Genomic DNA, 22797 nt, shown 5'->3' with positions numbered 1-22797 from the left:
GGAAATTGGCCCACCCCTTCATCGCCAGCACTTTGGTGATCGCCGCCGTCAGGGTCGTCTTGCCATGATCTACATGCCCGATCGTCCCAATATTCACATGCGGCTTCGTACGCTCAAACTTGGCCATGCTCTCTATGATCTCCTGATTTTGGACAGGCGCTTGATCCCGACCTGTCTGCTACAACTTGCGGAAATGTGGTGGTGAACCTGCACGCAATAAAAGAGCCCACAATGGGACTTGAACCCATGGCCTCGCCCTTACCAAGGGCGTGCTCTACCAACTGAGCTATGTGGGCAGCTTTAGGTGGTACCTAGTGGGCCGGGCAGGAATCGAACCTGCGAAGGCTTCCGCCAGCGGATTTACAGTCCGCCCCCTTTGCCGCTCGGGACACCGACCCTTATTGATTTGTTAAGCAGCAGGTTCTGAGCCGACGATGGGACTTGAACCCATAACCTAGCGCTTACAAGGCGCTTGCTCTGCCGATTGAGCTACGTCGGCATACCTGGGCATTATACCATACCGCCTGGTAGCTTTCCAGAGCGACGTATCTCAATCGATTAGCAGGCCGAATTCTAGCGAAAGGGAGGGGGTTTGTCAACGGTCATCGGCGCAAAAAAAACGCCCCGGACGCCTGGCCGCTGCCAGGGTTTTTCCCTATACTATGCCCTGATCGGGTGCACATTCCGGGATGGGTAAGGGATGCTGTGGGTGTCTTGAAGCTGTTCTCCGGGCGCAGTCTGGCCGAGCGTTACCTAGAGCGCGGCCTCTACCATCTGGATAAAAAGCAGTACGAGGAAGCGCTGGCCGACCTCACTTCAGCGATCGGGGAGGAACCGTACAACGCCGAGCTTTACACCACGCGCGGCTTCATCTATCTGGAATCGAATCGGGCTGAGTTTCTGGATTTCGCGCGGGCGGATTTCATGTATGCGTTGCGGCTCGATCCGCGCCAGTGGGTGGCGCACTACTGCCTGGGCATGATCGCCTTTGCTGCCCAGGAATACCGGGATGCTCTCGAATCCTTCGCCGCGGCTCATCTGCAGGCGCCGTCGCGCCCGGAGATAAACTACTACCTGGGGCTGTGTTACGTCCGGCTGGAAGAACTGGACGACGCCATCCGCGAGATGACGACGGCAGTGGAACTGTTTCAGGAGCAGGCGGACAGCCGCCAGCGGTACGCCCGGAGTTGGCTGCGCCTGCTCAAGCAGGCCCAGCGGAGCCGCCGCGCTTTGCCCCGCGGACGCGCGGTGAGTTGACCGGTCGGTCCTGGGCCCGTTTTGAACCCTCCAGGCTGACGGGCCAACCATGCGGGAGAAGCCTTCGGACAGTTGCCCTTAGCAGTAGCCCATGTTACAACTTGCCGGTGTTCGCCAGCATCATTGCCGTAAGAGCCATCCTCGGGGGAGGCGTTGAATGGCCGTTTCACGGGAACACCCTCCGACCGCTATCGAAAAAGGGGATGGTAGCCAACCTAGGGTTCACATTGCTTCCCGGGTGATTGTTGCCCATTCCCCTCGCACCGGCGATGTTCTGGGCCAGGTCTCGGTGGCTACTCCGCTGCACATCCAGACGGCCTTTGCCGAGGCGCGACTGGGCCAGATCGCCTGGGAAGGGATCGGCGTCCAGCGGCGGCTAGTCTTTATCCGCGCCCTGCGCGACGCCCTGTACCGCCAGCGGGAACGCATCATCAGCACCCTCATGGCTGAGCAGGGCAAAGTCCTGGCGGAAGCACAGTTCGAGCACCTGGCCGTGATGGAGATGGTCGACCACTATCTCCGGATTGGCGAGCGGGTGCTTGCGCCGGTGCCGGTGACCGTGCGGTTGCAGCCTCATCGTCGCTTTGTGATCGAGCGCCGGCCGTACGGCGTGGTGCTGGTCATCTCGCCCTGGAATTACCCGCTGTTCCTGTCGGTTGGCCCGATTGTGGGGGCGTTACTGGCCGGCAACAGCGTGATCTATAAACCCTCAGAATACGCCACCCAGGTAGGCGAGGTCATCGCGGCAGCGATCGCCGAGGCGGGCATCCCCCCGGAAGTATTTCATATCCTCCATGGCGATGGGGCAGTGGGCAAGGCTTTGATCGAGGCTCATCCTGACAAGATCGCCTTTACGGGCAGTGTGCCAACCGGCAAGAAGATCGCCCGCGCCGCCGCCGAAAAGCTGATCCCAACAATGCTAGAACTGGGTGGCAAAGATGCTGCCCTGGTGCTGGAAGATGCGGACATCCCGCATACGGCCAGGGGGATCATCTGGGCGGGGATGTTCAACGCCGGGCAGACATGCGCTTCAGTGGAGCGGGTCATCGTTGTCCGGCAGGTGGCGGACCGGCTGCTGGAGGAGATGAAACGCGCTGTTCAGGAGCATCTGCTTGACCCGGCTGGCCGTCCGGTGCTTTCTACGCTGGCGGCGGTGACCACGCCCTTTCAGATCGAGATCGTGGAGACGCAGGTCAACGAGGCCGTGGCCGGTGGCGCGCGCGTGATCATCGGCGGGCGACGGCTCCGGGAACTTGGCGGGCAGTTCTACGCACCAACGATTCTGGCCGATGTTACACCGGAGATGCGCATCTGCCGGGAAGAGACGTTTGGCCCGGTCGTGGCAGTGCTGCAGGCCAAGGATGAGCAGGATGCCATCCGCCTGAACAATGACTCTGCCTTTGGGCTGACCGCCAGCGTGTGGACACGGGATCGCGAGCGCGGCCTGCGCGTGGCCCGCCAGCTCAGGGTTGGCCATGTATCGGTCAATTCCCACCTGGTGATCAGCGGGATTTCCGAGGTGCCCTGGGGCGGGGTCAAAGAAAGCGGCTACGGGCGCATGCACGGGGAAGAAGGGCTGTTGCAGATGACCTGTTCCCAGACGGTGGATGTGGAACGGGTGCGCTTGCCGGTGGAACCGTTCTGGTATCCCTATCATCTGGCCAAACTGAGTCTGGCCAGGCGGTTGGTGGATGCCCTCTACGGCCCAACCCTGAAAGATCGGCTGCGGGCATTCTGGCGGTAGGGCGCTCAGGTGAGTCTGATAGGATGAAAGCGTAAGTGCTGTGGGAATTGCCAAACGCGCTGTGCGTGGGTTGATGTGGTCTTATATCGTGTATTTCAGCAGCCGGCTCTTTACCATGGTGAGCACGGCTGTGCTGGCTCGGCTGCTGATACCGGATGATTTCGGCCTGATCAGTTACGCCCTGCTACTGCTTAACTTCATTGAGGCTACCCAGGACTTCGGGATCAAGGACGCGCTGATTTATTCCTCAGAACGCCAGGATGATACGGCGGACAGCGCCTTCCTGATGAACATCGGCATCGGCCTGCTGCAGTACGGGCTGGCCTTTTTGCTGGCGCCGATCAGCCTCCGCCTGGTGGACGACCCCCGTATTGTGCCGATGCTGCGGGTGATGGCATTGACCTTCGTCTTCAACGCGCTGGGCAACACGCATGACGGTCTTCTACAGAAGGAACTGCTATTCAAGCAGCGCTACATCCCCGATCTCTTCTCTGCGGTAATCAAAGGCATCGCGGCGATCGTGCTGGCGTTGCTGGGCTTCGGGGTCTGGAGCCTGGTTTCCAGCCACGTGATCGGCTCTGTGGTGCGCATGATCGGCAAGTGGGTGTTGTGTTCCTGGCGCCCGCGCTTTCGCTTTTTCATGGATCGGGCCAGGATGCTCTGGGGATATGGCGTTTATATCCTGTTGTTCAACCTGCTGGGCGTGGCGCTGGAACAGGCCGATCAGATGTTCATTGGCCTGCTGCTGGGGGAAACACAGCTCGGCTACTATTCAATTGCCGCGCGAATCCCGGAGATGATCCTGATCAACTTCAGCCTGGTGCTGACCAAAGTGATCTTCCCGGCTTATGCCAAACTCAAGGAAGATCGGGCCAGGCTGATCCAGGGCTTTTTGACCACAACCAAGTACACGGCGTTTGTCACCGTCCCAATCGGGCTGGGCATTGTCGCCATCGCTCCGGAGATGGTGCCGGTCGTCTTCGGGGAGCAATGGGAACCAGCAATCATCCTGGTGCAGGTGCTGGCTCTGCTGGGGATGGTGGCCACGCTGCCCTGGAGCGCCGGGGATGTGTTCAAGGCGCTGGGTCGCCCGGATATTTCCACCAAGCTGCTGCTGGTTGAGGGCATGTACACCTTTCCTCTGATCTGGGTGATGACGAACCGCACCCCCCTGGCGGTCACGGCTTCATTTGCCAACCTGCTGGCCCTGATGGTTACCACTATCCTGCGGCTATGGCTGGCCAGCCGCTTCCTGGCCTTCAGCCCGAAGCGATACATCAGCGTGTTCCGTTCCGCCTTTGTGGGCGGCGGGATCATGTTTGTGGTGGTGATGCTGTGGCGCTCGCTGGTCAGCGACTGGCCGGACCTGGCCATCCTGGTTACCGCCATCCCGATCGGCGGTATGGTGTACCTGGCGCTGCTGTGGTGGCTGGAACGGGACGAAGTCCTGGACGCCTGGGAAATCTTCCGGGGCGCGCTCCGCCGTCCATCTATCCCCGCACCCTCCGAGCCAGTAGAACCGTGATGACCTGGCGTCTTCCGCCTGGCTGTCACCAGAGGGACTTTCATGATTCTCTAACCCCGCCGTGATCGGTTGCCTGTTATAGTTGAACAACAGTCCAGCTTATGACAGGTAATTGACCGTGCCAGCCCATGCCACCGACCTGATCGCTTCCCTTTCTCACGATCCTGCTGAACTGGAACGCCTTCGCGACGACTGGTCCGCGCTGATGGCGCGGGGCAGCACGGGCGGAGTCTTTGTGACCTGGGAATGGGTGAGCGCCTACTGGCGTCATGCCCACAGGCAGGCCAGGCTATGGCTGGTGCAGGTTCGTGATGCCGATGGCCAGCTTGTGGGAATCGCCCCGCTGATGCTGAGCCGGCATCAGCCCTTGCCTTTGGCCGGTTTCCGGTTACGAATGCTGGCCTGGCGGCAACTTGAGTTCGTCGGCGTGGCTGCGGCGGCGGATCACCTGGACTTTGTGATGGCCCGCGGACGTGAGCCGGAAGTTTTGCAGGTGATTCTTTCCCTGATCTGGCGTCATCGCTTTGAGTGGGATGTGCTGCACTTTGCCGGGCTTTCCCAGGATACGCTGACCCTCGACCTGCTCCGTGCTGCCGGCTGGCCGTGGGGCCAGCCAGCGACCAGCGTGTGTCCGGTGGTGAAGCTGCCGGGCAATTGGGAGGCCTACCTGGCAACGCTCAGCCGGGGCAAACGCAAAGAGCAGCGGCGCTTCCTCCGCCAGCTTGACGAAGCGTATCCGGGGCGCTGGCGCTGGTACGTGGCCGGTGATCCTGCCTCCGTCAGCGCCACCCTGACCGCGCTGATGGTCTTTCACCAGGCCAAGTGGGAAAGCCGTAACCGACCGGGGGCGTTTGCTGAGGCGGCGATGGCCGCTTTTTACCACGAGGCAGCTCAGCAGTTGCACGAACGCGGTTGGTTACGCCTGTACCGCCTGGATATCGATGGCGAACTGGCCGCCGCACTGTATACGATCTGGCACAATGGGCGGGTTTATGACTTCGCCTCCGGTCTGAACATGGCCTATGCCGATTTCAGCCCCGGTCAGGTCCTGACAGAGATGTCGCTGCGGGCGGCGATTGAAGCCGGGATGCAGTACTATGATTTCCTGCGCGGTGATGAAGAGTACAAGTTCCGCTGGGGAGTAGGGCAATCGCATGTGCTTCTCTAATCTGGGCATAGCACGCGGAATAGATAGTCATTGTCCCAGCCGGCCATCTTGCGTTTGGCCGCGATACCCACTTTGACGGATTTATCCTGTTTGAGCAGGTGGTTGCCATGTGGCGGAGCACGGCCATGTTCTGGGGGGCATGGTCTTTGCGAAGGCGGGCTTCATCTTCACGGAAAGCGATGTCCAGCACCCAGTGGAGGCCGTTTTCAATCTGCCAATGGGCCTGGATGCGCTGCAAGAACTGCCGGGCGGAAGCCCGCCAACTACTGATGAAGTAGCGGGTTGTGATTTCCGTCCTGGTACCGATGGTGCGCACGGTTATCAGTTTGACCAGGCTGGTTAGGCGTGGCCAGGTGGACGCACGGCGCAGGTAGGCCCAGTAATCGGGGTGGGCCACGACCCAACAGTGCCGGATTTCACGGCGGCCATGCCCTTCGGTGACCTGTTTGTAGTCATCGTAGAGCGCATCGGCATATTCGGTGTCTTCAAAACCCTCAAATAACATCTCCAGGTCTTCGTAGAGTGTGCCCTGGTTCTCTTTGACCGCCAGGATGTAGTCGGCATCTGCCGCCACGATAGCCTCGGCAATCGCACTTTGTGTGCCCATGGCGTCAATCGTCACCACACACCCGGTTATGTCCAGGGCCTCTAACAACGGCGGTATGGCGGTGATTTCATTGCTTTTGTCCTCCACCTGCCGCTGTCCCAGCACCAGTCGGTTCGCTGTTGCCCAGGCATTCACCATCCAAATGCCCTCTCGGCCATGGGGCCGGTCATGCGACCGCCGTAGCTTCTTGCCATCCACACTGACTAACTGACCTTGCGTGTGTTGGCACAGGCTTTGTGTCCAGGTGATGAACCGGGCTTGAAACGCTTCCGGGTCTAGCCAGCGAAACACTCGGCCAAAGGTGTCATGCGACGGTATCCCATGGCTCAAGTCCAGGAAGCTTGCCAGCCACCCCTGCTTCGCCTTGCCGTACCGTTCGATGTCTACCCAGTTGTCGGCTCCACAAATCACCCCCAGGATGGCGATGACAATGATATTCATCAGCGGATGTGTGCATTGATGGTCATTGCGCGGGTCTTCCAGGTCTGCAAAGTATGCGAGCAAGCTCGTTTCGGGTAGCATGGCAGCCTCCTTGTCGTTTGGCTGCCATTGTCCTACATTAGAGTTTCACATGCGATTGCCCTAGCTGGGGAGCGGAGCCTGCGCTGGACTATATGCTACACTGGATCGCCAGCCCGCATGCCCGCGGCTTGCAGCTGGCCTTCAGGGCACTGCGATGGACATGGCGGATGATCAAACGGGTGTTGCCACATGGCCTGCGCCAGCGCATCCGGGCACGGGCCAGAGCAGCATAGATGTTGCGTTTCAGGCAGGTGAAGCGAGGATCGGTACGGTATGTGGAAGTATGGTTTGCTGGGTGTGGCGGCGCTGGCGATTGTGTTGCTTGGCGTCAGCCTGGTGGAATTCGGCGGCGGCGAGGTCCGCGCCAGAGCCGATCTGTTGAGCGCGCCCCTGAGCGCGGCGGGCTATGCGCGGGCTATCGGCCCTTATGACTGGCAGTTCCCACGCGATCATGGTGCGCATCCTGACTACCAGACCGAATGGTGGTATTACACCGGCAACCTGGCCGATGAGTCCGGTCGGCGTTTTGGCTTCCAGTTCACGGTCTTCCGGCGGGCGATTGCTCCGGCGGAAGTTGACACGGGTTCCGAATGGCGCACCAACCAGGTCTATATGGCCCATTTCACGGTGACTGATGTGCAGGGTCAGGCCTTCTACCAGCACCAACGCTTCAGCCGGGGTGGGGCGGGACTGGCCGGCGCAACGACTGATCCGCGTTACCGCGTCTGGCTGGAAGACTGGCAGGTGGCAGCGGAAGACTCTCAGGCGTTGCGCACGCGTATCATAGCGAGCGAGGCCGATGTCGCTATTGAGCTGCTTCTGGAGCAGGTCAAGCCGCCCGCTTTGCAGGGTGAGGGCGGCCTCAGCCCCAAGAGCGCTGAGCCGGGTAACGCCAGTTACTACTACTCCCTGTCGCGCCTGCTCACCAGTGGCGTGATCGTGGTTAGCGGCCAGACCTATCACGTGCAGGGAACAACCTGGATGGATCATGAGTTCAGCACCAGCGCCCTGGGCAACGATGCGCAGGGGTGGGACTGGTTTGGGTTGCATCTTGATGATGACCGCGAGGTGATGCTGGGGCGTATTCGCCTGTTTGATGGCGGGTTTGAGCCGGTCTTTGGCGGCCTGATTGTCCTGCCGGATGGCCGCACACGCCGGTTGAACGCGGCGGACTTCACTATCACCGTCACGCAGACCTGGCGCAGTCCGCACACTGGCGCGGAGTATCCCGCCGGGTGGGAGATCACCATCGCAGACGGCGGCGATGGGCAGCCGCTGCGCCTGCGCCTGATGCCTTTGCTGGCCGATCAGGAGCTGCGCGAAGGCATTGCCTACTGGGAAGGCGCGGTGCGCATCGGCGGCGATGTGACCGGCTATGGTTATGCAGAGTTGACCGGCTATGCCGGTACAATGAATGGGCGTTTTTGACCAGATGAGGGTGTGACAAATGCATGGCAAGACGGTGTTGATCACCGGCGGAAGCTCCGGGATCGGGGCAGCGACAGCGCGAGCACTGGCCGGGATGGGCGCGGCGGTGGTCATTGTGAGTCGCAATGAGGCGCGCTGTAAGGCGGTGGTGGAACAGATCGGGGCCGAGACAGGCAACCATCAGCTGGACTATATCGTGGCAGACCTGTCCTCGCTGGAAGCTGTTCGCGCTGCAGCAGAGCGTTTTCGCAGCCGGCATGATCGGCTGGATGTGCTGATCAACAACGCCGGCGGGATTTTCATGTCCCGGCAACTCAGTGTCGATGGGCTGGAGATGACCTTTGCGCTGAACCACATGAGTTACTTCCTGCTCACCAATCTGCTGCTGGATGTCCTGCGGGCCAGCGCGCCGGCCCGGGTGGTCAATGTCGCTTCCAATGCTTATCGCGGCGCAACCCTGGACTTGGACGATTTGCAGATGACCAGGCGCTATAGCGGCTTTGCGGCTTACGCGCGCTCCAAGCTGATGAACATCCTGTTCACCTACGAACTGGCTCGTCGGCTGGTGGGGACAGGGGTAACAGCCAACGCGCTGCATCCGGGCTTTGTGGCCAGCAACTTTGGCCTAAACAACGGGCAACCGTGGAAGGCGCTGATCAGGCTGACGCAGCGTTTTGGCATCAGCCCGGTTGCCGGGGCCAGGACGCTGGTCTACCTGGCGTCGTCGCCTGAGGTCGAGGGGGTGACGGGGCAGTATTTTGTGCGGAATCAGGCTATCCAGACCGCGCCGATCACGTATGACTGGGCGCTGGCGGCCCGCCTGTGGGAAGTCAGCGCGGCGCTGGCCGGGTTGCAGGATCATGCGCCTGAGTTCATCAGCGACACACAGGCGGCATAAGAACGGCAAACGGGCAGGCGACGAAAACCTGCCCGTTGATTCACGCGCTGATGCGTTTGATTATTGCAGGAAGCTGCGCAGGCGGCGAGAACGGCGCGGATGACGCAACCGCCGCAGGGCTTTGCCCTCGATCTGGCGGATGCGTTCACGGGTCAGGCCGAACTTTTGCCCGACTTCTTCCAGCGTGTAGCACTCGCCATTGTGCAGGCCAAAACGCAGCCGCAGGATCCGCGCTTCGCGCGGGGTCAGGGTGCTCAGGACGGCCTCCACTTCCTCCCGCAGCAGATTGTTGCTGACGCTCTGGGTAGGTGTGGGGGTGGTGTCATCTTCGATGAAGTTGCCTAGTTCGGAGTCTTCTTCCTCGCCGACCGGTCGTTCAAGGCTCAGGGGACGCCAGGAGACTTTGAGCATCCATTGTACCTTGCGCGGGTCAATATCCATTTCGGCGGCGATTTCCTCGGCGGTCGGCTTGCGGCCGTTTTCCTGCTCCAGCTTACGGGCGACCTTGTAGAGGCGGCGAATGCGGTCGCTCATGTGCACCGGCACGCGGATGGTGCGCCCCTGATCGGCAATCGCGCGGGTGATGGTCTGGCGGATCCACCAGGTCGCATATGTGCTGAAGCGGTAACCCCGTGTGTAATCGAATTTCTCCACCGCCTTCATCAGACCCAGGTTGCCCTCCTGGATCAGGTCTAGGAAGTGCACGCCGCTGCCCATGTACTTCTTGGCGATGGAGACGACCAGCCGGGTGTTGGCTTTGATCAGGTGCTCGCGGGCGGCGATGCCGTCCTGAACAACGGCCTCCAGTTGCTTGCGCAGTTCCGGGTTGCGACCGTTGAGCTGGCTCAGCTTGCGCTGCGCCTCCAGACCGGCCTCCAGACGCTTGGCCAGGTCGACTTCCTCTTTGGTGGTCAGCAGTGGGACGCGGGACATCTCCTTGAGGTAGAGGCCGACGGTGTCGTCGGAGGAAATGCCGGAGAGGTCAAAATCCTCCTCAATTTCTTCTTCGTCCTCAAATTCAATGTCCTGCTCTTCTTTGTCATCCAGAATGTCTATACCCTCATTTTGAAGGGCGAGGATGATGTCGTCCAGGTTATGAGCCTGGTCGGCGACAAGTTCGAAAACATCCTCGGAGGTCAGAAAACCCTGGTGCTCGGCTTTGTTCAGTAACGCGCTTACTGCATCCGTGTCCTGTTCGTCCGATTCGTAGCGTTTCAAGGCTGACTCTCCCCTCATACCATGAAAGATAATTACTCTTGGTCATGCAACTGTGATAGCACAGCGAAACGGGGGTCAAGATCAGTGGATGGACAATCGCACTGGCCTAAGTTGAGGTTATGGCCACAAGACGGGCACAGGCCAGCGCAATCTGGTTTGCAGAGTGGCGCCAGGGGGATGCTGATGATGGTTTCTTCGCGCAGCAACGGCGTCAGGTCGAGGATGGCATCCTCCGACACGCTGAATTCAGTGTCTCCCCGATGCGGGTGCAGGGCGAAGAGTTCTTCCAGGGTTAGAGTAATGGGGATGGCGATGGCGGCCAGGCAGCGCCGACATTCGCCTTCGATAGCTGTTTGCAGTTCGCCCTGAACCAGGATTCCCTCGCGGGTGCGGCTCAGGCGGATTTGCCCGCGCAGGAAGGCCAGGACCAGATCGTCGGCGACGCCCAGGGCGGGGACATCAAAATCTACCTCGCGGCTTGTGCCCAGGCTCTGATTCAGCAAAAAGCCTACTTTCAGCTTGAGCACCCGGTTGCTCACAAAGCCGTTAGGAGGAATCACGTCAGCTAGCCTTGTCTGTTATGTGTGACACGAGAAGCTGCTCGCAGGGAGAGAAGGGAGCTTGTGTCAATCATCACTCTATCGCCCAAAGCAAGGCGAACTCAATAGGAAATAGGTTCAACTGCTGCAATCTTTACCAGGATATGTGGCACAGGGTTGATAATTTTGATAATGTTTTATCTAAAAAATATTGTAGCCAACTGATCTTTGGGTGTCAAGAATAGCGAGGTTCGTCAGTACTTTGTAGGTGCGCTTGCGCTGACAATTGGACTAAAATAGCGTCTACTAACGCATGGTGGCAGGCGGCGTTGGCCGGGCGGGGTGCCTGCTGGCGCATGCTCCTGCCGCCGGGTTTCTGGCGGTATTCCCGGCAGTCTCGTGGCAATGCTTATAGAGGAGTGATTATTGTGGAGACTCGACGTTTAGGGCGGACGAATCACCTGAGCACCCTGGTTATCATGGGCACGGCTGCCTTCTGGGAGATTGACCAGGAAGGCGCGAATGCGGCGCTGGACCTGGCTCAGTCTTACGGGGTGAATCACATCGATGTTGCCCCACAGTATGGCAACGCCCAGCGTGTGCTGGGGGAATGGCTGGCTGCTGAGCCGGGCCGGCGAGCCAACTTCTTCATTGGCTGCAAGACGCTGGAGCGCAGCCGCGACGCGGCCTGGGTTGACCTGGAAAACTCCTTCAAGTTGCTGCACACCGATCACCTGGAACTATACCAGTTGCACGCGATCACGACTCAGGAGGAGCTTGACGCGGCGCTGGCGCCGGGCGGCGCGATCGAAACCCTGGTGGAAGCGCGCGCACAGGGACTGGTCGATTATCTGGGGCTGACCGGCCATGGCCTGCAGGCCCCGGCCCTGCAATTGCAGGCGTTGCAACGCTTTGACTTTGATACCCTGATGGTCCCGATCTACCCTGCCCTGTATGCCATCGCGCAGTACCGCCGGGATATTGCGGCCCTGCTGGCGGAAGCGCAGGCACGCGATGTTGGGATTATGGCGATTAAGTCCGCCGCGCGGGGTTCCTGGCCGGCCGGGGTCAAGACACATCAGACCTGGTACCAGCCGTACACAACCTATCCGGAAGTAGAGCGTGGCGTGCGCTTTGCGCTGTCCCAGCCGGGGGTGACGGCTATCCCCAGCGTGGGAGATGTGCGCATCCTGCCGCTGGTGCTCAAGGCGGCGGAAAACTTCCGACCGATGACGCCAGAAGAACAGGAAGCGGCCATTGCCGCCACGGCAGGGGAGACGCCGATCTTCACGGAAGCACAGGCGGAGTGAGCGGGGATCACAACCGGCGGCTGCGATGGCATTGAAGCCTGGCAACGCCGGTTGATTTCGATCACCCCTAAAGGTGTTTTAATGCATCGTTAACAAGATACGTGTATACTCAGAATATGCTGGCAGGCTGCCAGTATTGCGCGGAAGAGCGACAGGAATACGGCTCTCTTGCCGTTCACTGGGCTGCTGGTGTTCTGCCGCGCTGTAGCCCCTCTCAGATCTAGCCACACCAAATGGAGGAAAGGTTCACTATGAAGGGATACCGTGTTCTGGCTGTGGTGCTCGCCCTGGCCATGCTGTTGAGCGTCGCGTCGCTGGCCGGTGCGCAGGGCGGCGCCTTCGTGGCTACGTTCGACCTGCCCACCACGCCGACGACAGAAGGCCCCCTGGCTGGCGTCGATCCCTCCGGGCAGACTGTCGTCTACTGGCATCAGCATCCTGGCGATCGTGAGGTTGCCCTCAACGAGATGGTGGCCGAGTTCAATGCCAACAATCCGTGGGGAATCACGGTGGAGGCCAGCAATCAGGGTAGCTACAACGACATCTATCAGAAGATGATCGCCAGCATCGCCAGCGGCACCCTGCCCAACCTGGTGGTTGCCTACCAGAACCAGGCGGCTGCCTACCAGCTTGAGGATGCGCTGGTCGATATGAATATCTTCGTCAACGACCCGCAGTGGGGGTATAGCGAGGAAGAGCAGGCGGACTTCTTCCAGGGCTTCTTCCTGCAGGATATCAACCCGCAGTTCGGTGGGATGCGCCTGGGCTTCCCGCCTAACCGGTCGATGGAAGTTGTCTACGTCAATCTGGATGGCCTGGCTGAACTGGGCTATGACGCCCCGCCGACCTCCTGGACGGAATTTGGCGAGATGGCCTGCGCCTGGACGGCCAGCGCCGAAGGCCGCATGGGCTACTCGATCCGTACTGATGCCAGCTTTGTCGCGGCGGCAACCTTCGCTCTGGGCGGCGACATTTTCGATTACGAAAATGACGAGTACGTCTTCAACGGCGAAGAAACGGTCTACGCCCTGCAGTTCATGCAGGACCTGCTGGCCAAGGGTTGCGCCAACCGTATTGCTGAGCGCTACGGCGACCAGAACGACTTTGCCAACGGGAAGAACCTGTTCTACATTGGCTCCAGCTCTGGTCTGCCCTTTGTAGCCTCGGCCATTGCGGAGAGCGAGGCTGGCGAGTTCAACTGGACGGTGGCCGCGATCCCCTACGCTGATCTCGGCGCGACACAGCCGACCCAGAACGTCTATGGCGCGTCGGTCTCCATCCCCAAGACCACGCCGGAAGCTGAACTGGCGGCCTGGCTGTTCGTCCGCTGGATGTCTGAGCCGGCCCAGCAGGCGCGGTGGGTGCGCGTCAGCAACTACTTCCCGGTGCGCGCCAGCGCCGCGGCGGACCTGGCCGACTACTTTGCCGAGAATCCGCAGTTTGCGGCTGCTTTCGATCTGCTTGGCAACACCAAGACCGAGCCGCCCATCGCCAGCTATGATCCCGTCCGTCGTGCTATCGAGCAGGATGCCTTCTTTGCCATCCTGGATGGCGCTGATGTGCAGTCGACGCTGGACTCGCTGACCGACTACGCTAATGAGATCTACCAGACGCAGTTCCAGCCGTAACACGCTGGCCTGAACCAGCCTGTTTGGTGGTAGCTGGGCATTTGCTGGGGGCGACACGCCGGTCGCCCCCAGTTTCTGCCTGGGAAGAAAGCAACAAGATAACGACGCAATCCCGCATGTTCAGGGAGTAGGCAATGCGACGCATAGTATTCCTGTTGTTTGTGGTTACCTTAAGCATCTGGCCTGCCATCGCAGCACCGGTTAGCGCGCAGGGAGATAACGTCACCCGCACGCTGGCCCTGCCAGTCACGCCAGCGCCATCCGGCCCGCTGGCCGGGATTGACCCTGCCAGCCAGACGGTCATTTACTGGCACCAGCATAGCGGAGACCGGGCCAAGGCCCTGGAAGCCATGGCTGCCGAATTCAACGCGGCCAACCCCTGGGGGATTACCGTCCAGCCGTCTAGCCAGGGGTCCTATGGCGACATCTACCGCAAGATGCTGGCGGCGATCACCTCCGGGGAAATGCCCAATCTGGTAGTGGCCTTTCAGGGTCAGGCGGCGACGTACCAGCTGGATGGTGCGCTGGTTGACCTGGAGAAGTTCGTCTCCGATCCGCAGTGGGGCTACTCCGCGGAGGAGCTGACCGATTTCTTCTCCCGCTTCATTGACCATGACGTCAGCCCGCAGTTCGGGATGCGGCTGGGCTTTCCGCTGAGCCGCTCGATGGAGATGCTGTACGTGAATCTGGACGGGCTAGCCGAGCTGGGCTATACCGCGCCACCGCTGAGCTGGCAGGAATTCGGGGAGATGGCCTGCGCCTGGAGCCGCAGTGCGGAGGGCCGCGCTGGCTTCAGCCTGCCGGCGGATGAGAGCTTTCTGGCGGCGGCGATCTTCGCTCTGGGCGGCGATGTCTTTGACTACGCTGCGGATGAGTACCGCTACGATGGGCCTCAGGCGCTCTATGTCCTGGATGTGCTGCAAGATCTGCTGGCCCGCGACTGTGTCAACCGGGTGGCCGAAGCTGGCAGCGACCGCGTCGATTTTGCCCGCCGGGTGAACCTGTTCTACTTCGCTTCCAGCGCGGCTATGCCTTTTGTGGAAGCAGCCATTGCTGAAGCCGGGGGCGGTGATTTCGAGTGGACGGTGGCAGCGTTGCCCTACGCCGATCTGGGGGCGGCGGCCCCCACGCAGAAGCTCAACGGCGCGTCTGTCTCCATCCCCGTGACCACGCCGGAGGCGGAACTGGCGGCCTGGCTGTTTGTCCGCTGGCTGGCAGAGCCGGAGCAGCAGGCCAGCTGGGCGCGGATCACCAACTTCTTCCCGGTGCGGCGTTCAGCGCTCTCGCTGCTGCAGGACAATCTGGCGGAAAACCCGCGCTATGCAGCGGCGGTCGAATTGCTGGATGCCACACGGATGGTCCCGCCGCTGGCCGGGTATGACGCCGTGCGGGATATCATCCTGCAGGAGGGCATCCTGCCCATCTTCGATGGCGCCCGGGTCGAGTCAACGTTGCGTGCCGCCAACGAGCATGCCAACCTGCTCTACCACACCGAGTTCGCCCCCTGAAAGCGATGGGTCTGGCGGCGCTGATAGGGCGGCCGGTGTGGCCGCCCTTTTTGTTGGCGGTCTCAGGAACCAGGCTGGAGGGCCGCCAGGTGGGCGCGGACGTCGTTGAGGATCAGCTGGAAGTCTGCGTCATGATGGACGAAATCCAGGTCATCGGCGGAGAGGATGAGGACAGGACAGGCCTTCCAGCTACTGATCCATTCCTCGTACAGGGTGTTCAGCATGGCCAGATAGTCGATCGAGATCTGGCGCTCATAGGCCCGGCCACGCATGGCGATACGCTCCACCAGTGTGCCGACCCGCGCTCGCAGGTAGATCAGCAGGTCTGGCGCAGGCAGGAAGGCCGAGATACCCTGGTACAGGGCGTGATAGGTCTCATAATCGCGCTGGCTCATATGGCCCTGGCGGTACAGGTTCCGGGCGAAGACCTCCGCATCTTCGTAGACCGTGCGATCCTGGATCACGCTGCCGGGGTGATCGACCAGCTGGCGGTGATGTTGCAGGCGGCGGCTGAGAAAGAAGACCTGCGAATGGAAGCTCCATTGTTGCATGTCTTCGTAGAAATCAGCCAGGTAAGGATTCTCAGCGTTGGCCTCAAAGAACGGTTCCCAGTCCAGTGCACGGGCTAGCAGGCCGGTCAGGCTGCTCTTGCCCACACCGATGTTGCCCGCTACGCCGACAAAGTACTTGGTCGGGGGGTGCAGGCTAGCATTTCGTTCCACCGGGTGTCTCCTTCACGCCTAGTTACCGTGCAGCGATACGGCGTTCCCAGCCCGGACTTGCCGCCGCTGCCGGTGAAAAAGCAGCCTGCCAGGCCGGGATCACAGGCGATCGATCAGGCTAAAGAGCTTGTCGGCGACTTTGGGCTTCTCCAGCGGGACGCTGACACGCGGTTGCGCGCACATCGTGGCGATCTCGTCAGCGATGTCGAAGGTCGCGTTGGGATAGGCGATGCGCCGCGTGTTCCTGGCCAGCGTCTGCAGAGTGGTATCGCCGGGGGTAAACCACTGAGCCAGCAGCGCGGCGATTCCTTCCGGCGAGGGTTCAAAGACGCCCGCCTGATTATCGACCACGAAGCCGATGTTCGGGCTTTCCTGGTAGGGGATGGCGTCGCTGAGGATCATGGGCAGGCCGCTGATAGCCGCTTCGGCAATAGTGCCCGGGCCGGCTTTGGTGACCAGCACGTCGGCGGCGCGCATCATGACCTCGATATTGTCGACGAAGCCGTAGATATAGGTCTGCAGGTTCCAGGCCATCGCCTGCAACGCTGTGCGCAGCGCCTCATTGCGGCCACAGACGATCGCCATCTGGGCGTCCAGGGCGCGGCGGTTGATGGCATCGGCGATCTCCTCCATGTCGCCCATGCCCTCCCCGCCGCCAAGCAGCATGACCGTCGGGCGGTCCGGCGCCCAGTTCAGCGTGCGGCGGGCTTCCTGCTTGGTAGCTTTGTAAAGGGTGAACTTGGGATGAGCCGGATGACCGACTACACGCATTTTGCCCGGCGCGACGCCCAGCTTGACCCCCCGCCTGAACGCGGCCTGGCAGGGCACCAGGCAGCGATCCACGCCGGGATGGTACCAGGCGACATGCGGGCGGGCCAGATCGGTGATCACGGTCATGATCGGGATGTTGAACCGCAACCGGTTGCGCGCCCCCACCACAAAGCGAGAGAACGCGCCATGCAGCACGATCAGAATATCGGGATCGTAGTCTGACAGCAGCTTCCTGACCGCATCTTCGGCGATCAGCATGGGTAATGTGCTGCGGGTGAGGGGGAGTTGCATCAGCTGGTCAAAGAACTGAAAGTACCAGCCGTAAGTCTTGATGCTGTGCTTAACCCATTTGGGGTAGATTTCCGGCGCATATTTCATCGGGGCGGGGGTGTATTCGCGGAAGACATCAACGTAGTGGGTCTCGAACTGGTCGGGGTAACGGATCTGTAGCGCTGCTTCAATCGCCCGCCCGGCGGCGCGATGCCCGCCGCCTGTGTCTGACATTAAAAAGATGACTCGCTTCATGTTCAGGTGTCGCTTTCTCGCTTTAGGCCTCAGGTCATCGATGACGGTACTGGATCAGCTCTGGTTACGATACGTTTGCGACTGTGATTCCTGTTGCATGCCAGCGTGTTGCTACAGATGATCATACCGCCAGTCCGGCGGGAGTGCTATCAGCTTGCTGTCGCCAGCCGGTTTAAGGGCCGGTAACAGGCTGACCCTCCCACAACTAGAACACCGCCGTTGTGCAGACGTGTCGCTGCGCGGTCCTAGCTCTCCGGTGACGAGGCGCCGGCGGCCTGGCGTCGGGCTTCCTCCGCCGCCGTACGGAGTATCTGGAAGACCTCCGGCTCACTATCGCTGTCAAAGCGAACCCAGGTGATCCGGCGGCTCCGGTTGAGGCGGTCAAGCGCCTGCCATTCGGTCCGGAACTTCTGCGGCCTGGCCCAGCCGGTGTTGCGCCAGCCTTCCACCCAGCGGGTGATGCCATCGTGCAGATAACTGTTGTTGGTATAGAAGCGGAGTGGCTCGCCAGCAGGAAGTTGTTGCAGCAGGGCAAGAACTGCCTGGAGCGTGAAGCCATTGGTTGTGGCGTCTGGCTGGCTATACTGAAAGACGCTCGTATCCCCATCGCGGACAATAGCCGCGGCAGCTCCGTGCGGCCCGCGTGGCTGGGTACCGGAAACGCGCAGATATACCGCCGTAGCGGCTGGATCAACCGCCAGTTGTGGGCGGGGGATCGCGGCGCTGGCCAGGGCGTCAGCCCGCTCGTTATGGGGATCGCCCTGGTGGCCTTTGATCCAGTGCCAGGTGATTTCATGCTGCCGCGCCAGCCGGTGGAGGGCCTGCCAGAGATCGCTGTTGGCGATTGGGTGGCCCTTGCCACCGGAGGCGGAACGCCAGCCGTTAGCCGCCCAGCGATCGATCCATTCGGTGATGCCTTTGCGCAGGTACTCGGAGTCGGTGTAGAAGTCAATGGCGCAGGGGCGCTTGAGCGCCCGGAGCGCCTCCACAGCGGCGGTCAACTCCATGCGGTTGTTGGTGGTTTCCGGGTCGCCGCCGGATAGCTCCAACGTCCTGTCAGGGTGCACCAGAACTGCGCCCCAGCCGCCGGGGCCGGGGTTCGGCGAACAACCTCCGTCTGTGTAGATTACGATTCTGGGCAGGGTGGACATACGTGCTCCCGTTCTCCTGGTGCGGGGTATATTATAGAGGCGTGAGCCGCCAATCCCCAAGGAGAGAATATCCAATGCAGTGGGTACGGGTGATGCACGATGGCAAGCCGGTATTCGGTGTCGTGGATGGCGACCGGATTGCCTTGACCTCCCTGAGCTGGTCTGAAGTGCTGGCGGGACGCCAGCCGGACCGCGTGGCTACCATCCCGCTGGCCGGGGCGCGGCTGCTCAGTCCGGTGGAGCGGCCCGGCAAGATCGTCGCCATCGGTCAGAATTACTGGGATCATTGCCGGGAACAGAACAAGCCCGCACCGGAATGGCCGATCATCTTCACCAAGTTCACTACCGCGATCAACAATCCCGGTGACCCGATCCGTTGGTCACCGGCGCTGACCAGCCAGGTCGATTTTGAGGCCGAACTGGCAGTTGTGATCGGGCGGATGGCCCGCCGCGTGCCTGAATCTGAGGCGCTGAGCTATGTCTTTGGCTACACGGCTGCCAATGATGTCACCGCCCGCGACCTGCAGTACGGCGATAAACAATGGGTGCGTGGCAAGAGCCTGGATACCTTCTGCCCGCTGGGGCCGGCGGTGACAACCGCTGCTGATATCCCCGATCCGCAGCGGCTGGCGATCCGCACCACACTTAACGGTCGGGTGATGCAGGACAGCCACACGGGAGAAATGATCTTCTCTGTAGCTCACCTGATCGCCTTTGCCTCGGCGGCGTTCACCCTGGAACCGGGGGATATCATCCTGACCGGCACGCCGGATGGGGTGGGCGTCTTCCGCAAACCGCCGATCTTCCTGCAGAACGGCGATGTGATCGTGGTCGAAATCGAGCGGATCGGGCGGCTGGAAAACCCCTGCATCACGGAGTAGGAACTGCTGCCCGGCGGTAACCCCGCCGGATCAGGAGAGCAGCGGGAAGCGCACAATCACGGATGTACCCTGGCCGGTGTCGGAGATCAGGATCAGTTCGCCGCCGGTGGCTTCGATGATATTGCGTGCCAGGTAGAGGCCGATGCCGATGCCCTGCTGTTCGTGTTTCTCGCGCTCCAGTTGTTTGAAGCGCCGGAAGAGATCGCCCTGCATCTCTGGCGGGATGCCAGGGCCGTGATCGACAATGCTGATCGCAATCGAGCGACTATCCCGCCATTGGGTGACCAGGACTGGCTCGCCGGGCGGGGAGAAGGCCATCGCATTGGAAAGCAGTTCGGCCAGGGCGTGGCGCAGCGTGCGCCACTCAGCCCTGATCTCGCCGGTGACGCCGCCGTCGTTATAGACGACTTCGACATCGCGCCGGTGATGTGAGAACGCGCGCGCCTGATTGGTGGCCGCCTGCACAGCCTCCCACAGGATTCCGGGGGTTCCCGCGCTCTGGATCAGTTTCTGCAGTTCGCCGGTGTCCAACTGGATGAGCAGGACCATCTGCTCTACCAGCCGGTTCAGCCGGGTAACGCCTGACTGAAGGGTCTCCAGTTGTTCGTGGACCTCTTCGCTGCTCAGGCTATTACCGCCGCGGCGCAACAACTCGAGCGCCATGTTCAGCGAAACCAGCGGCGTCCGCAATTCATGGGTGAACATACGGGCTATATCGCGCTGGGTGTATTCCAGCTTGCGGTGGACGGATTCCGTATAGCCGGTTAGCTCCTGGGCGCGTTTGGCCTTGCTGTAAATCGTCAGCAATAAGCGTTCGCCATCGACCGGTTTGGTCAGGAAGTCATCGACGCCCAGCCGCAGGGCCTGGCGCATTACCGGCTTTTCATCGTGGGCAGTGAGTACGATAAAAGGGATAGCGATCCAGGTGTCATTGGCGCGTATAGCGCGGAAGAGTTCCAGGCCGTTCATGCCCGGCATTTCCAGGTCGGCGATGATGACGTCCGGCACCAGCCCGGCCTGCATGATCTCCAGGGCCATACGGCCGTCATCAGCGGTGGTCACCTGCACCCCCCGCGATTCCAGCAGGTGGCGGATGATCTTCTGCATAGAAGGATCATCATCTACAAACAGGATATGCCGCTCGCCGTTGGTCATGCCGATTTCTACCTGCTCGTCGCGCCTGCGTTGTTTGTAACATGGCGCAGGGTTTGTTGCCAGCCGGATGGCGCGTCAGCGAGCCGAAAAAAGAGCCGGCTGCTGCCGGCTCGTATAGTTCAGGCAGGTTCGACTTCAAGGCCGCTGGCGATCAGCGCCTTGGTTACCTTCTCAGAAGCGGGGTCGATGTCGTTCAGGATGCCATAGGGCAGGTTATGGGTGACCACATACTCCGGCAGGGTCTGCACGACCTGGCGGACCACCTGCGGGTTGAGACGATCCAGGCGGAGACCGGCGGCCAGCAGGGCATCCCGCAGGGGCTTGACATCCTGGCCGTGCAACGCCGCAGCGAACAGGATACCCGGCCCGACCATGTCGCTATGCGGGGTGCGGCGTGGCATGTAGTTTTCGATTGCATAGGCGAAGTAGTGTTCACCGCCTTCTTCAGGGCGCGAATGGCCAAGCTGGTTGCAGAGTTGCACTTCCAGCCCCAGGAAGTCCAGCAACAGTTTGAGAGATTCGACCTCACCCCGCCCGATGCCCTCAGCGATACGGAAGGCTTGCTGAGCGATGGCGGCGGCGATGCCCGCTGCCCAGGGGACAAAGCGCTGGGCCGGGCTGTTGCGGTTGCGTTCCGCTGCATAGCGCCAGTCCAGCAAGCCGGTGACAATGCTCAGGACATCGACGATGCCCCCACCGCGCAGATGCGGCGGCGCCGCCCGGATCACTTCCCAGTCGATGATGCATTCCCGCGCCACGCCGGTTTCGATGTCGACGACTCCGCCTCCATCGCGGACACGGGCTACCCAGGTGAACATCACGTCGCCGGGCAGGGCAGTCGGGATCAGGATGACCGGCTTGCGATTCCACCAGCCGATGAACTTAGCGGCATCCATGGCCCGCCCGCCGCCGACGCCATAGACCACTTCCACCTCTTGTGGCAAGCCTTTGGCGAGATTCTCCAGGTAAGCCCGGTTGACGCTGGTTGGCTCTGCCTGGATGACCACAGGCAGGTTGAGCAACGGGCTGACCATCGCCCAGACGCCTTTGCTGGTCAGCAGCGCAGCAGGACGCGTCTCGGTGACTGTTGCAAGCTCCCGAAACGAGATGCGGGGGAGGGGCCATACGGTATTCATACGTATCCGACTCCAGCCAGTGCCATGTGGGGCGCAGGATATCCCGGTGACGCAAACAGCCTATTGCCACCAGTGTAATGCGGTTTGTCTTTTTGAGCCAGTGCCGGTTACTGGCGACTTGGTCTGCTGGAATTATAACCGCTTTTCCCCCTGCTGTGGCTGGTTAGCGGGGCAGTGGCGCTTCATTCCCTGGAGGAGTCGACCAGTTCGTCGGGGTCCTGTGCCGGGAGCAGGTCGCTCAGGTCGACTTCGCCTTCGTTGTAGAGGGGGTCGGTCAGGTCGTCAAGGGCGTCATGCTTGCGCTTGGGTTTGGCATAGACTTCGCCGTTGGTCATGAATGTTTCGATCAGCAGGCGCTCGACATCACGAACGTCCGGGATGCCAAAGAAGCCGATCGGTTCGCTGGTATACTGCGTCTGCCACCAGTTGCCACGGCGGGCCCGGTACGCCCGCGGTTCGTAGCGGAAGATGATATCGCCCCGGCCACCGCTGTAGCTGCGCCGTTCAATACGCTCGATATCGTCAGGACCGTACGAGGTGACTTTGGTGGCCAGGATGCCGTCCAGGATCAGAATGCGGCGGTTGGTGATGGCATAGGTGGTGCGCAGGGTGTTCAGCATCCTGCTGAGCGGGTTGACGGCGACCATCACCAGCATCAGCAGGAAGATCAGGATCATCGGCATCCACATTGGCGAGAAGAACATGGTCGGGGCCATGGCCATCCCCCGCGCTAGCGGGAAGAACCCCAGTATGATCCCCAGCGCAACCAGGAATCCGATCACTGCAGTGATGGACAGCCAGCCAGCGCCGCCAGCGGGGCCACGCCAGCGGGAGGCTGGCCGTCCGACCCACAGGAGTTCTTCGCCGGGCATCAGTTCTTCCTCGACACGGCTATAAGCATGGCGTTCGTCTTCGGTCATCACCGCTTTCCCCTTGCTGGAATCGCCTGCCGACCCAGGAGTATAACCTCTTCCTGCCATCAGTTTAAAGTGTATACGTACAGCAGACCACCCCAGTTTCCGGGGGATCAGGTCGCGCTCTCTGCGGCGCGCCAAAGCAATCTGCTTGCATCTTCCCCGTGATGTGCTATAGTACTAAAAAGTT

Annotated in this window: 19 protein-coding genes, 3 tRNA genes and 1 pseudogene; 10 read left to right on the top strand and 13 right to left on the bottom strand. The window is 61.1% G+C overall.

Going from position 1 to position 22797, the window contains the following annotated elements:
• The 4 genes from tuf to HPY64_16290 all read right to left on the bottom strand — a co-directional run.
• Positions 1 to 127, bottom strand: a 127-nt coding sequence (tuf, locus tag HPY64_16305; protein NPV68697.1) for an elongation factor Tu, incomplete at its 3' end; no start/stop codon positions are given.
• A gap of 96 nt (positions 128 to 223) precedes the next feature.
• Positions 224 to 296: transfer RNA gene (locus HPY64_16300), tRNA-Thr, on the bottom strand.
• Between the two features lie 19 nt (positions 297 to 315).
• A tRNA-Tyr gene (locus HPY64_16295) sits at positions 316 to 398 on the bottom strand.
• Between the two features lie 28 nt (positions 399 to 426).
• Positions 427 to 499: transfer RNA gene (locus HPY64_16290), tRNA-Thr, on the bottom strand.
• A 206-nt stretch (positions 500 to 705) separates the two neighbouring features.
• On the opposite strand from HPY64_16290, the gene HPY64_16285 reads away from it, so the two are divergent.
• From HPY64_16285 to HPY64_16270, 4 genes are all read left to right on the top strand, one after another.
• Complete coding sequence (locus HPY64_16285) at positions 706 to 1257, top strand: tetratricopeptide repeat protein (protein NPV68696.1); 552 nt, start codon at positions 706 to 708, stop codon at positions 1255 to 1257.
• A 157-nt stretch (positions 1258 to 1414) separates the two neighbouring features.
• Positions 1415 to 3001, top strand: coding sequence for an aldehyde dehydrogenase family protein (locus HPY64_16280; GenBank protein NPV68695.1), 1587 nt, complete (start codon positions 1415 to 1417; stop codon positions 2999 to 3001).
• 40 nt (positions 3002 to 3041) lie between these two features.
• The gene (locus HPY64_16275; protein ID NPV68694.1) at positions 3042 to 4526 is read left to right on the top strand and encodes a lipopolysaccharide biosynthesis protein; all 1485 of its coding nucleotides are present in this window, start codon (positions 3042 to 3044) and stop codon (positions 4524 to 4526) included.
• Positions 4527 to 4644: 118 nt separating this feature from the next.
• A complete protein-coding gene (locus tag HPY64_16270; GenBank protein NPV68693.1) occupies positions 4645 to 5694 on the top strand; it encodes a GNAT family N-acetyltransferase in 1050 nt (349 codons plus the stop codon).
• Here the strand turns inward: HPY64_16270 and HPY64_16265 are convergent.
• Positions 5691 to 6823 (bottom strand): annotated as a pseudogene (locus HPY64_16265) (ISAs1 family transposase). The gene HPY64_16270 and the pseudogene HPY64_16265 overlap by 4 nt on opposite strands.
• Positions 6824 to 7096: 273 nt before the next feature.
• Here HPY64_16265 and HPY64_16260 point away from each other — a divergent pair.
• Both HPY64_16260 and HPY64_16255 read left to right on the top strand, forming a co-directional pair.
• Positions 7097 to 8251: a carotenoid 1,2-hydratase gene (locus HPY64_16260; GenBank protein ID NPV68692.1), complete on the top strand. Its 1155-nt coding sequence runs from the start codon at positions 7097 to 7099 to the stop codon at positions 8249 to 8251.
• Between the two features lie 19 nt (positions 8252 to 8270).
• Entirely contained in the window at positions 8271 to 9149 is an 879-nt protein-coding gene (locus HPY64_16255; GenBank protein NPV68691.1) for an SDR family oxidoreductase, read from the top strand.
• Between the two features lie 60 nt (positions 9150 to 9209).
• Here HPY64_16255 and rpoD read toward each other — a convergent pair whose 3' ends face one another.
• Both rpoD and HPY64_16245 read right to left on the bottom strand, forming a co-directional pair.
• On the bottom strand, positions 9210 to 10385 hold the full coding sequence (gene rpoD / locus HPY64_16250; protein ID NPV68690.1) for an RNA polymerase sigma factor RpoD: 1176 nt from the start codon (positions 10383 to 10385) through the stop codon (positions 9210 to 9212).
• Between the two features lie 14 nt (positions 10386 to 10399).
• A complete protein-coding gene (locus HPY64_16245) occupies positions 10400 to 10927 on the bottom strand; it encodes a DUF177 domain-containing protein (GenBank protein ID NPV68689.1) in 528 nt (175 codons plus the stop codon).
• 407 nt (positions 10928 to 11334) lie between these two features.
• Between HPY64_16245 and HPY64_16240 the strand changes: the two genes are divergently transcribed.
• The 3 genes from HPY64_16240 (at position 11335) to HPY64_16230 (ending at position 15352) form a co-directional block, all read left to right on the top strand.
• Entirely contained in the window at positions 11335 to 12216 is an 882-nt protein-coding gene (locus HPY64_16240; GenBank protein ID NPV68688.1) for an aldo/keto reductase, read from the top strand.
• Positions 12217 to 12467: 251 nt separating this feature from the next.
• Positions 12468 to 13844 carry an extracellular solute-binding protein gene (locus tag HPY64_16235; protein NPV68687.1) on the top strand — a complete coding sequence of 459 codons (1377 nt, stop codon included), beginning with the start codon at positions 12468 to 12470 and terminating at the stop codon, positions 13842 to 13844.
• 134 nt (positions 13845 to 13978) lie between these two features.
• Positions 13979 to 15352, top strand: a complete 1374-nt coding sequence (locus HPY64_16230) for an extracellular solute-binding protein (GenBank protein ID NPV68686.1) — start codon at positions 13979 to 13981, stop codon at positions 15350 to 15352.
• A gap of 62 nt (positions 15353 to 15414) precedes the next feature.
• Here HPY64_16230 and HPY64_16225 read toward each other — a convergent pair whose 3' ends face one another.
• The 3 genes from HPY64_16225 to rnhA form a co-directional block, all read right to left on the bottom strand.
• Positions 15415 to 16056, bottom strand: a complete 642-nt coding sequence (locus HPY64_16225) for a deoxynucleoside kinase (GenBank protein ID NPV68685.1) — start codon at positions 16054 to 16056, stop codon at positions 15415 to 15417.
• 117 nt (positions 16057 to 16173) lie between these two features.
• Complete coding sequence (locus HPY64_16220) at positions 16174 to 17349, bottom strand: hypothetical protein (GenBank protein NPV68684.1); 1176 nt, start codon at positions 17347 to 17349, stop codon at positions 16174 to 16176.
• Between the two features lie 266 nt (positions 17350 to 17615).
• Positions 17616 to 18521 (bottom strand): ribonuclease HI, encoded by a 906-nt coding sequence (gene rnhA, locus HPY64_16215; protein ID NPV68683.1) that lies wholly within the window; start codon positions 18519 to 18521, stop codon positions 17616 to 17618.
• A gap of 74 nt (positions 18522 to 18595) precedes the next feature.
• Here rnhA and HPY64_16210 point away from each other — a divergent pair, with 74 nt between their 5' ends.
• Positions 18596 to 19402 (top strand): fumarylacetoacetate hydrolase family protein, encoded by an 807-nt coding sequence (locus HPY64_16210; protein NPV68682.1) that lies wholly within the window; start codon positions 18596 to 18598, stop codon positions 19400 to 19402.
• Between the two features lie 30 nt (positions 19403 to 19432).
• Here HPY64_16210 and HPY64_16205 read toward each other — a convergent pair whose 3' ends face one another.
• From HPY64_16205 to HPY64_16195, 3 genes are all read right to left on the bottom strand, one after another.
• On the bottom strand, positions 19433 to 20557 hold the full coding sequence (locus HPY64_16205) for a hybrid sensor histidine kinase/response regulator (GenBank protein NPV68681.1): 1125 nt from the start codon (positions 20555 to 20557) through the stop codon (positions 19433 to 19435).
• A gap of 119 nt (positions 20558 to 20676) precedes the next feature.
• The gene (locus HPY64_16200) at positions 20677 to 21693 is read right to left on the bottom strand and encodes an iron-containing alcohol dehydrogenase (protein NPV68680.1); all 1017 of its coding nucleotides are present in this window, start codon (positions 21691 to 21693) and stop codon (positions 20677 to 20679) included.
• 182 nt (positions 21694 to 21875) lie between these two features.
• Entirely contained in the window at positions 21876 to 22613 is a 738-nt protein-coding gene (locus HPY64_16195) for a hypothetical protein (GenBank protein ID NPV68679.1), read from the bottom strand.
• Positions 22614 to 22797 lie beyond the last annotated feature (184 nt).

This window comes from Anaerolineae bacterium (genome assembly GCA_013178165.1).
In the GTDB taxonomy this organism is placed as follows: Bacteria; Chloroflexota; Anaerolineae; order Aggregatilineales; family Ch27; genus Ch27.
This window is presented reverse-complemented; position numbering and strand designations above follow the sequence as displayed.